The organism is Kitasatospora sp. NPDC096204 (assembly GCF_044763205.1).
Taxonomy (GTDB): Bacteria; Actinomycetota; Actinomycetes; order Streptomycetales; family Streptomycetaceae; genus Kitasatospora.
Genome location: NZ_JBIWFT010000079.1, coordinates 1 through 10496 on the forward strand (window position 1 = coordinate 1; position 10496 = coordinate 10496).

Genomic DNA, 10496 nt, shown 5'->3' on the forward strand with positions numbered 1-10496 from the left:
ACTGCAGGGGGGACCCTGTGGGAGAGTAGGACGCCGCCGAACAATTCTTCTGGAAAGCCCCTGATCCATTCGGATCAGGGGCTTTTCGCATTTCCCGGGAAGCCGGACTCGACGGACTCGACGGGCCCAATGGATTCGAGGGACCTGACAGGACCGGCGGATTCGAGCGATTCGCCAGACGGCCGCGTCAGCCGCGATCAGGCCACCGGAGGCACTACGTGCCCCGCCCGGCCTTGTCTACGCCCGTAGCACCCCTTTACGGCCCGTCTGAAGGGTCGTGGGACCCCATTGGCGTCAGTCGCCGGGCTTGGCGCTGGTGATGACGGCGAAGACGGCTCCGTGGGGGTCGACCAGCTGGGCCAGCCGGCCGACGCCGTGCACGTCCATGGCCGGGATCCGTACGGTCGCGCCGAGGGTGGCGGCGATGGCGAGACTGGCGTCGGTGTTGGGGACCTCGAAGTAGGGGAGCCAGTGCGAGGTGGTGCCGCGCGCGGTGTGCTCGGGGCCGAGCTGCATGATGCCGCCGTGGGCGTCGTCCGTGCCGCCGCCGGGCGGGGTGAGGACGGTGTACATCACCTCGCCGAGCGGGACGTCCTGCTCCTGCCACTCGAAGACGGTCCGGTAGAAGGACTTGGCGCGTTCGGCGTCGACGCTGTAGCACTCGGCCCAGCAGAGACTGCCCTCCTCGGTGACGAGGTCCAGGCCGCGGGTGTCGTGCGGCTGCCAGACCGCGAAGTCCGCGCCGGTCGGGTCGGTGTAGCCGGCCATCCGGCCCGCGCTGAAGACGTCGAAGGGGGCGAACCGGACGCGGCCGCCGGACTGTTCGACCAGGGCGGTGGTGCGGTCGGCGTCCTCGGTGGCGAAGTAGATCGTCCAGCCGGGAGTGGCGCCGTCCTCGGCGACCGGGCCGAGGGCGGCCACGGTCCGGCCGTCGAGTTGGAAGAAGCCGTAGCCGCCGGTCTCGGGGCCGGCCGAGTCGAAGGTCCATCCGAACAGCGCGGTGTAGAAGTCGACGGACGCCCGGGTGTCGGGACTGCTCAGGTCGAGCCAGTCCGGGGAACCGGGGCGGAAGTCGGTGTTGAGCATGGCGGCACTGCTCCCTCGGACGGGGCCCGGGCGGGCGCGGTCGACGGCGGTCCCCCTCGGTTCCTCCCACCTTGGCACCTCGGCCGGGGCGCTGCACGGCAGCAAGGGTTCCGGGGTTGTCAGGGCAGGGCGGTACGGTGCGTAGCGGAATGATCCACCCGTACCGGTCGAAGGGGGTCCGGTGAGCAAGCAGGCGTCGCAGTCCGGGCAGCAGGTGCCGCGCCAGCTCGCGCAGGTCGAGGGCGTGCTGGAGCGGATCACCTACGCCAACGAGGAGACCGGCTACACGGTGGCCCGGGTGGACACCGGCCGGGGCGGCAACGACCTGCTGACGGTGGTGGGCGCGCTGCTGGGGGCGCAGGTCGGCGAGTCGCTGCGGCTGCACGGGCGGTGGGGATCGCACCCGCAGTACGGGCGGCAGTTCACGGTGGAGAACTACACCACGGTGCTGCCCGCGACCGTCCAGGGGATCCAGCGGTACCTGGGCTCGGGGCTGATCAGGGGGATCGGGCCGCGGTTCGCCGAGCGGATCGTGGAGCGGTTCGGGGTGGACACCCTGGAGGTGATCGAGAACGAGCCGGGCCGGCTGATCGAGGTGCCGGGGCTGGGGCCGAAGCGGACGAAGAAGATCGCGGCGGCCTGGGAGGAGCAGAAGGCCATCAAGGAGGTGATGGTCTTCCTGCAGGGGGTCGGGGTGTCCACCTCGCTGGCTGTGCGAATCTACAAGCAGTACGGCGACGGCTCGATCGGTGTGGTGAAGAACGAGCCGTACCGGCTGGCCTCGGACGTCTGGGGCATCGGCTTTCTGACGGCGGACCGGATCGCGCAGGCGGTGGGCATCCCGCACGACAGCCCGGAGCGGGTGAAGGCCGGCCTGCAGTACGCGCTGTCGCAGAGCACCGACCAGGGGCACTGCTTCCTGCCGGAGGAGCGGCTGATCGCGGACGGCGTGAAGCTGCTCCAGGTGGACGTCGGGCTGGTGATCGACTGCCTGGCGGAGCTGGTGGCGGCCGAGGGGGTGGTGCGCGAGGCGGTCCCGGGGGAGGGCGGCGAGCCGGTCACCGCGGTGTACCTGGTGCCGTTCCACCGGGCGGAGATCTCGCTCACCAACCAGTTGCTGCGGCTGCTGCGTTCGGACGAGGACCGGATGCCGTGGTTCGGGAACGTGGACTGGCCGGTGGCGCTGGACTGGCTGGCGAAGCGCACCGGGGCGGAGCTGGCGCCGGAGCAGGAGCAGTCGGTGCGGCTGGCGTTGACGGAGCGGGTCGCGGTGCTGACGGGCGGTCCGGGCTGCGGGAAGTCGTTCACGGTGAAGTCGATCGTGACGCTGGCGCTGGCGAAGCGCGCCAAGGTGGTGCTGGCGGCGCCGACCGGCCGGGCGGCGAAGCGGCTGGCGGAGCTGACCGGGGTGGAGGCCTCGACGGTGCACCGGCTGTTGGAGCTGAAGCCGGGCGGGGACGCCGCGTACGACCGGGACCGGCCGCTGGACGCGGACCTGGTGGTGGTCGACGAGGCCTCGATGCTGGACCTGATCCTGGCGAACAAGCTGGTCAAGGCGGTGCCGCCGGGGGCTCACCTGCTGTTCGTGGGGGACGTGGACCAGCTGCCCTCGGTGGGTGCCGGGGAGGTGCTGCGGGACCTGCTGGCCGAGGGCGGGCCGATCCCGTCGGTGCGCCTGACCAGGATCTTCCGGCAGGCGCAGCAGTCCGGCGTGGTGACCAACGCGCACCGGATCAACGAGGGCAGGCCGCCGCTGACGGACGGACTGGCGGACTTCTTCCTGTTCGCCGAGGACGACGCGGAGCGGGCGGCCGGGCTGACGGTGGACGTGGTGGCGCGCCGGATCCCGCAGAAGTTCGGCTTCGACCCGCGCCGGGACGTGCAGGTGCTGGCGCCGATGCACCGCGGTCCGGCCGGCGCGGGGAACCTGAACACCCTGCTCCAGGCGGCGGTGACGCCGGCCAGGGAGGGGCTGGCCGAGCGTCGCTTCGGCGGCCGCACGTTCAGGGTGGGGGACAAGGTCACCCAGATCCGCAACAACTACGACAAGGGGCGGAACGGCGTCTTCAACGGCACAGTGGGAGTGGTGACCGCCCTCAGCGTGGACGACCAGCGGTTGACGGTGCTCACCGACGAGGACGAGGAGGTGGTGTACGAGTTCGACGAACTGGACGAGCTCGCCCACGCGTACGCGGTGACGATCCACCGCTCGCAGGGCAGCGAGTACCCGGTCGTGGTGATTCCGGTCACCATGTCCGCTTGGACGATGCTCCAGCGGAACCTGCTCTACACGGCTGTGACCAGGGCGAGGAAACTGGTGGTGCTGGTGGGGTCACGCAAGGCGATCGGACAGGCCGTTCGGGCCGTCAGCGCAGGTCGGAGGCACACGGCGCTCGATCATCGACTGTCAACTGGATGATTATCCAACGGGATGGTTGCCTCTAATGTTCTCTTGACGTGAAGAGATTTACGGCAGAGCCTAGGGTGGTGCCGATCTTGTCCGGTTCGTACCGGCTGCGGCGGCAGGTTTTGTAGGGGCGGGCCCTTTCGGGCCACCCCGGGTGCGCGACTGTCCTCCGGATGGGGGATGGTAGAGACAGTCAGGGCACCTTGGAAGAGGATTCATTTCGTCGGTGAGGAAGACGTGAGCGACAACTCGGTAGTACTGCGGTACCAGGACGGCGAGTACGAGTACCCCGTCGTCGAGAGCACTGCGGGCAACTCCGGCTTCGACATCTCGAAGCTGCTCCCGCAGACCGGCCTGGTCACCCTGGACAACGGCTTCGGTAACACCGCCGCGTACAAGTCCGCGATCACCTTCGTGGACGGCGACAACGGCATCCTGCGGTACCGCGGCTACCCGATCGAGCAGCTCGCCTCCGATGGCGGCTTCATCGAGACCGCGTACCTCCTGATCAACGGTGAGCTGCCGAACGCGGACCAGCTGGCGGAGTTCAACCGCGAGATCACCCAGCACACCCTGCTGCACGAGGACGTCAAGCGCTTCTTCCAGGGCTTCCCGCGGGACGCCCACCCGATGGCCATGCTGTCCTCGGTGGTCGGCGCGCTGTCCACGTTCTACCCGGAGAGCCACAACCCGTTCGACGCGGCCCAGCGCCACCTGTCGACCGTGCGCCTGCTCGCCAAGCTGCCGACGATCGCCGCGTACGCGTACAAGAAGGCGATGGGCCAGCCCTTCGTCTACCCGCGCAACGACCTGAGCTACGTCGAGAACTTCCTGCGGATGACCTTCGCCGTCCCCGCCGAGGACTACGAGCTCAACCCGGTCGTCGTCAACGCGCTGGACAAGCTGCTCATCCTGCACGCGGACCACGAGCAGAACTGCTCGACCTCCACCGTGCGCCTGGTCGGCTCCAGCCACGCCAACCTGTTCGCCTCGATCTCGGCCGGCATCTCGGCCCTGTGGGGCCCGCTGCACGGCGGCGCCAACCAGGCCGTGCTGGAGATGCTGGAGAGCATCCAGAAGGACGGCGGCGACGTCGACGCCTTCATCACGAAGGTGAAGAACAAGGAAGCCGGCGTCAAGCTGATGGGCTTCGGCCACCGGGTCTACAAGGCCTTCGACCCGCGCGCCGCCCAGGTCAAGCTGCTCGCGCACGAGGTCCTCGGCCAGCTCGGCAAGAACGACGAGCTGCTGGACATCGCGCTCAAGCTGGAGGAGCACGCCCTCAAGGACGACTTCTTCATCTCGCGCAAGCTGTACCCGAACGTGGACTTCTACACGGGTCTGATCTACCGCGCCATGGGCTTCCCGACCAGCATGTTCACCGTGCTGTTCGCGCTCGGCCGGCTGCCGGGCTGGATCGCCCACTGGCACGAGATGATCAACGACCCGACCAGCCGGATCGGCCGCCCGCGCCAGATCTACACCGGCACCGCGATCCGCGACTACGTCCCGCTGGACGCCCGCTGACCGGAGCGGAGCCGACCACCGGCCCGCGCGGAAGCTGAAAGGGGCCCGGCCGCTGTCTGAGCGGTCGGGCCCCTTCGCGTCCCGGTGGCGCGCCCGAGGGCCCGCGCGGGGACGGAACCGTACGGCGCACGACTCCGGGGCCGGCCGCAGCCAGGGACGGCCGCTCAAAGCGTCCCAGGCCCGCCAGAACCCCGGCGTCGTGCGCGAAGGCCGTCGAGAGCCGACGACCGTTCCCGGGGCCCGCCGGAGCCCCGTCGGCGACAACCCGCTGGAAGCGCGGGGACACGATGCCGTTCAACGTGTCCCCGCCCATCGGAAAACTGCCGCACTACCAACCTAAGACGTATCAGGGTGCGAGAAGTTACGCCCGGGGGGTGTGAGCTGCCTCTCGCCACGCTCCGTGTGCGCGTCGTACCTCGCCCATATCACACGTTCACACGGGCGGGACGTCACCCTCCCCGCAGTCACGGCAACCGAGCGTGATAGGAATCGTGGCATTCCGGTACGGACCGTCGCGCCATTCGCCACGCGACGGCGGAACTGGGGAGGGAGTGGGCAGATGGCCAGGAACGTCGTCGTCACCGGCGGTGGCACGGGAATCGGTTACGAAGTCGCGCGTCGGTTCGTCGAGGCCGGTGACCGCGTGGTGATCGTGGGCCGCCGCCGGGAGGTCCTGGAGAAGGCCGCGGCCGACCTCGGGCCGAACGTCACCCCGCTGGTGTGCGACCTCGCCGACCCGGACGCCGTCGAGGCCGCGCTCGCCGATCTGCCCGAGCGGATCGACGTCCTGATCAACAACGCCGGCAGCCGGGAGACCGTGGTCGGTGGCGGCCCGCACGCCCTGCTGGCGCGCTGGCGCGGCGACTTCGAGCGCAACGTGCTCACCGTGGTGCTGCTCACCGAGTCGGTCCGCGACCGGCTCACCCCGGGCTCCGGCCGGGTGGTCACCATCAGCTCCATCGCCGCCCTGCGCGGGGCCGGCTCGTACGGCGCGGCGAAGGCCTCGCTGCACGCCTGGAACCACTTCCTGGCCGCCCAGTTGGGCACGTCGGGCATCACCGCCAACATCGTCGCGCCGGGCACCGTCGCGGGCACCGAGTTCTTCGGGCCGCGGCTGGACGAGGCCGAGGTCTCCCGTCGGGCCGCCCGCACCCTGCTCGGCCGGATCGGCGAGACCGGTGAGGTCGCGGCGGCGGTGCACTTCCTGGCCTCGTCCGAGGCCGGGTTCATCACCGGCGAGATCCTGCACTGCAACGGCGGCGAGCTGCTGGGGCGTTGAGACGAGCCCGGACAGACCCGAGGGCCCCGGACCGGTGTCGGTCCGGGGCCCTCGCGCGTGCGGCGGGGTGTCCGGGCTCAGGCGGGCCGGAAGCGGCGCAGCCGCAGGCTGTTGGTGACCACGAAGACCGAGGAGAAGGCCATCGCGGCCCCGGCGATCACCGGGCTGAGCAGGCCGGCCGCGGCCAGCGGGATCGCCGCCACGTTGTAGCCGAAGGCCCAGAACAGGTTGCCCTTGATGGTGGCCAGGGTGCGGCGGGAGAGCCGGATGGCGTCGGCCGCCGAGCGGAGGTCGCCGCGGACCAGGGTGAGGTCGCCGGCCTCGATGGCGGCGTCGGTGCCGGTGCCCATCGCCAGGCCCAGGTCGGCCTGGGCGAGCGCGGCGGCGTCGTTGACGCCGTCGCCGACCATCGCCACGACCCTGCCCTCGGCCTGCAGCCGTTTGACGGTGGCGACCTTCTCCTCGGGGAGCACCTCGGCGATCACGTGCTCCGGCGGGATGCCGACCTCGGCCGCCACGGCCCCGGCCACCGCCCGGTTGTCGCCGGTGAGCAGCACCGGGGTCAGGCCCAGTGCGCGCAGCCTGCCGACGGCCTCGGCGCTGGTCGGCTTGACCGCGTCGGCGACCTCCAGCACGGCCCGGGCCTCGCCGTCCCAGCCGACCGCGATCACGGTGCGGCCGGCCGCCTCGGCGGCGGCCTTGGCACGGGCCAGGGAGGGCGGCAGGTGCAGTGCGCGGTCGGCCAGCAGGGCCTCGCGCCCGGCGACGACCGTGCGGCCCGCCACGACCCCCTCCACGCCCCGTCCGGGCACGTTGCGGAAGTCCGCGACGGCGGGCAGTTCGCCGGCTTCGGCAGCGGCCTCGGCGACCGCCCGGGCGATCGGGTGCTCGGAGGCGTGCTCGACGGCGCCGGCCAGGCGCAGCGCCTCGGCCCCGTCCACGCCCTCGGCGGTGTGCACGGCGACCAGGGCCATCCGGCCGGTGGTGACGGTGCCGGTCTTGTCCAGGATGACGGTGTCCACGGTGCGGGTGGTCTCCAGCACCTCGGGGCCCTTGATCAGGATGCCGAGCTGGGCGCCGCGGCCGGTGCCGACCATCAGCGCGGTCGGGGTGGCCAGGCCCAGGGCGCACGGGCAGGCGATGATCAGGACGGCCACGGCCGCGGTGAAGGCCTCCGTGGGACTGTCGGTGGCCAGCAGCCAGACCACCAGGGTGGCCAGGGCGATCAGGATGACGACCGGGACGAAGACGGCGGAGATCCGGTCGGCCAGCCGCTGGGCGGCGGCCTTGCCGTTCTGGGCCTCCTCGACCAGCTTGGCCATCCGGGCCAGCCGGGTGTCCGCGCCGACCCGGGTGGCCTCGACCACCAGTCGGCCGCCCGCGTTGACGGTGGCGCCGGTGACGGCGTCGCCGACGGTGACCTCGACCGGGACGGACTCGCCGGTCAGCATCGAGGCGTCCACCGCCGAGGCGCCCTCGACCACCGTGCCGTCGGTGGCGATCTTCTCGCCGGGGCGGACCACGAAGCGGGTGCCGACCGTCAGCCGGTCCACCGGCAGCCGTACCTCCCGCCCGTCCCGGAGCACCGCGACGTCCTTGGCGCCGAGGTCGAGCAGGGCGCGCAGGGCGGCGCCGGCCCGGCGCTTGGAACGGGCCTCCAGCCAGCGGCCGAGCAGGATCAGCACGGTGACGGCGGCGGCGGTCTCCAGGTAGAGCGAGGAGGAGGGGTCGGTGTCGCCGACGGACGGCGAGAACTCGTGGCGCATCCCGGGTCGTCCGGCGTGGCCCCAGAACAGCGCCCAGCAGGACCAGCCGAAGGCGGCCAGGGTGCCGAGCGAGACCAGGGTGTCCATGGTGGCGGCGCCGTGCCGCAGGTTGGTCCAGGCGGCGCGGTGGAAGGGCAGGCCGCCGTAGACCACGACCGGGCCGGTGAGGGCGAAGGCCAGCCACTGCCAGTCGGTGAACTGGAGGGCCGGGACCATCGACAGCAGGACGACCGGGAGGCTGAGGACGGCGCTGATCAGCAGCCGGTCGCGCAGAGGGTCGGCGGGCTCGGGCTCGGGCTCGGGTCCGGGTCCGGGTTCGGGGGCGGCCGGGGCCGGGGGCGGGGGGAGTTCGGCGGTGTAGCCGGTGCGCTCGACGGTGGCGATCAGCTCCTCGACCGTGGTGCCGGGGCCGAAGTCGACCCGGGCCTTCTCGGTGGCGAAGTTGACGGTGGCCTCGACGCCGTCCATCCGGTTGAGCTTCTTCTCGATCCGGGCCGCGCAGGAGGCACAGGTCATCCCGCCGATCGACAGCTCGACCCGGTCCCGTGCCCCGAGGTCCGGGGCGGACGTGCTCATGCGGATCAGCTCCTTGGTCGGGCGGAGGGCGGGGGCGGTTCGACGCCCCCGCCGGGCCGGGTGGTTCAGGCGCTGCGGCCGACCAGCTCGTAGCCGGCCTCGTCGATCGCGGCGCGCACCTGCTCGTCGTCCAACGGGGCGGCGGAGGAGATCGTCACGGTTCCGGCCGTGGAGTCGGCGGCGACCCCGGTGACCCCGGCCAGGGCGGAGACCTCCTCGCTGATCGCCTTCTCACAGTGGCCGCAGCTCATGCCGGACACGGTGTAGGTGATGGTGCTGGACATGGAGGCCTCCGGGAGGACAGGGCGGCCCGGGTGCTGCCCGGGATGCGGCGCCGACAACGACTCTGCTACTGCCACCATACCCCTCCAGGGTATCCCTGGGCGGGGTGGGGTGGGGACGTCCGGCGGCGCGGGGGACGGGCCGGTGGGGCCTCGTCCGTGATCGTCCCTTATGTTCGGTATGTGTTTCCGCTCCGCCGCGCCCAGTCTCCCTCGGCTCCCACGGCAGCCGGACTGCCGCCGGACCGGCAGCGCGGCGCCCTGCTCGCCGCCGACCTCCAGGACGTGCCGTTCTGGCGTCGTGCCACCCCGGCACTGGTCGCCGTCCTGCTGGTCGGGCTCGCGGACTTCCTCTCCGGCAAGGACCGCTACCTCGCCCCGCTGATGACCGTGGTGCCGACCGTGGCGGCGCTGACCCTGAAACCCGGCGAACTGCTCCTGGTCTGCTTCCTCGGGCTGGTCACGGTGTTCGGACTCAGTCACCACGACGAGGTCGACAACATCAACGACGCCCGCTTCCTGTACGGGGCGATGGTCAGCTACGTCGTGCTGACGCTGTTCTCGGCCTGGGTCGCCAAGATCCGGATGCGGCGGGCGGCGGCCTTCGCGGCCGTCAGCTCCGTCGCCGAGGCCGCCCAGCGGGCGCTGCTGCAGCTGCCGGGGCCGGCCGTCGGACCGCTGCGGCTCGCGGTGCGGTACGTGTCGGCGGCGGACGCCTCACGGATCGGCGGGGACCTGTACTCGGTGCTGGAAACACCGCACGGCACCCGGGTCGCGGTCGGGGACGTCCGCGGCAAGGGGCTGGCGGCGGTGCAGACCGCGGCCGTGGTGCTGGGCGCGTTCCGCGAGGCGGCGTACGACGAGGCCGGGCTGCGCGGCGTCGCCGCGCGGATCGAGGCCAGCGTCGAACGGCACGTGCCGGACGGGGAGTTCACCACGGCGCTGTTCGCGGAGTTCCGGACGCCGGGGGAGATGGAGCTGCTGCAGTACGGGCACGTGCCGCCGATCCGGGTGGACGGCGACGGGCGGGCGCATGTGCTGCACGCGCCCGACCCCTGGGTGCCGCTGGGGCTCGGCCGGCTGGCGGCGGGGGAGCCGACGACCTGGGGGCAGCCGTTCGGCGCGGAGGACGTGCTGGTGCTCTGCACGGACGGGGTGATCGAGGCGCGGCACCGGACGAACGGGGAGTTCTACCCGCTGGCGGAGCGGGTCGGGCCGCTGGTACGGGGAGCCGCGCGCTCGGCGGGGGAACTGGAGGCGGCGGTGGGGCGGGTGTACGCGGACCTGCTGGCGCACACGGGCGGGGAGCTGCGGGACGACGCGTTGCTGCTGCTGATCGCGCGGACGGACGGGTGACCGGCGGCTGAAGGGGCCGCTGGGGCGCGGTGCGGGCGGCGGCCTTCCGCTTCGCGCGGGCCCCGCGCCCCTGTCGGGGCCCGGGAGCCCGCGCGAAGCGGGACCGGCGGGTGGGGGTTCAGGCGGCTCTACCTTCTGAGCCGGGTTGGTCTGGTCATTCGTAGGGTTGGACCACCCAGGGGTGCTGGGTGTGGCTATCAGGCGGCTGCCGTTCGTGG

7 protein-coding genes are annotated in these 10496 nt (G+C 72.0%); 4 read left to right on the forward strand and 3 right to left on the reverse strand.

Translation table 11 applies throughout. The features are described from left to right. Positions 1–294: 294 nt before the first annotated feature. Positions 295–1086, reverse strand: a complete 792-nt coding sequence (locus ACIQ87_RS39870; protein ID WP_402417119.1) for a VOC family protein — start codon at positions 1084–1086, stop codon at positions 295–297. 181 nt (positions 1087–1267) lie between these two features. Between ACIQ87_RS39870 and ACIQ87_RS39875 the strand changes: the two genes are divergently transcribed. The 3 genes from ACIQ87_RS39875 to ACIQ87_RS39885 all read left to right on the forward strand — a co-directional run bounded on the left by ACIQ87_RS39875 (position 1268) and on the right by ACIQ87_RS39885 (position 6299). Continuing rightward, on the forward strand, positions 1268–3505 hold the full coding sequence (locus ACIQ87_RS39875; protein ID WP_402417121.1) for an ATP-dependent RecD-like DNA helicase: 2238 nt from the start codon (positions 1268–1270) through the stop codon (positions 3503–3505). Positions 3506–3730: 225 nt separating this feature from the next. After that, positions 3731–5020: a citrate synthase gene (locus ACIQ87_RS39880; RefSeq protein WP_355264308.1), complete on the forward strand. Its 1290-nt coding sequence runs from the start codon at positions 3731–3733 to the stop codon at positions 5018–5020. Between the two features lie 559 nt (positions 5021–5579). Continuing rightward, positions 5580–6299 carry an SDR family NAD(P)-dependent oxidoreductase gene (locus ACIQ87_RS39885; RefSeq protein WP_402417122.1) on the forward strand — a complete coding sequence of 240 codons (720 nt, stop codon included), beginning with the start codon at positions 5580–5582 and terminating at the stop codon, positions 6297–6299. A 77-nt stretch (positions 6300–6376) separates the two neighbouring features. Here the strand turns inward: ACIQ87_RS39885 and ACIQ87_RS39890 are convergent, their stop codons facing one another. Further along, positions 6377–8641 carry a heavy metal translocating P-type ATPase gene (locus tag ACIQ87_RS39890; protein WP_402417124.1) on the reverse strand — a complete coding sequence of 755 codons (2265 nt, stop codon included), beginning with the start codon at positions 8639–8641 and terminating at the stop codon, positions 6377–6379. 65 nt (positions 8642–8706) lie between these two features. Continuing rightward, complete coding sequence (locus ACIQ87_RS39895) at positions 8707–8925, reverse strand: heavy-metal-associated domain-containing protein (protein ID WP_402417126.1); 219 nt, start codon at positions 8923–8925, stop codon at positions 8707–8709. A gap of 180 nt (positions 8926–9105) precedes the next feature. Between ACIQ87_RS39895 and ACIQ87_RS39900 the strand changes: the two genes are divergently transcribed. After that, positions 9106–10278, forward strand: coding sequence for a PP2C family protein-serine/threonine phosphatase (locus ACIQ87_RS39900; protein ID WP_402417128.1), 1173 nt, complete (start codon positions 9106–9108; stop codon positions 10276–10278). Positions 10279–10496: the final 218 nt, after the last annotated feature.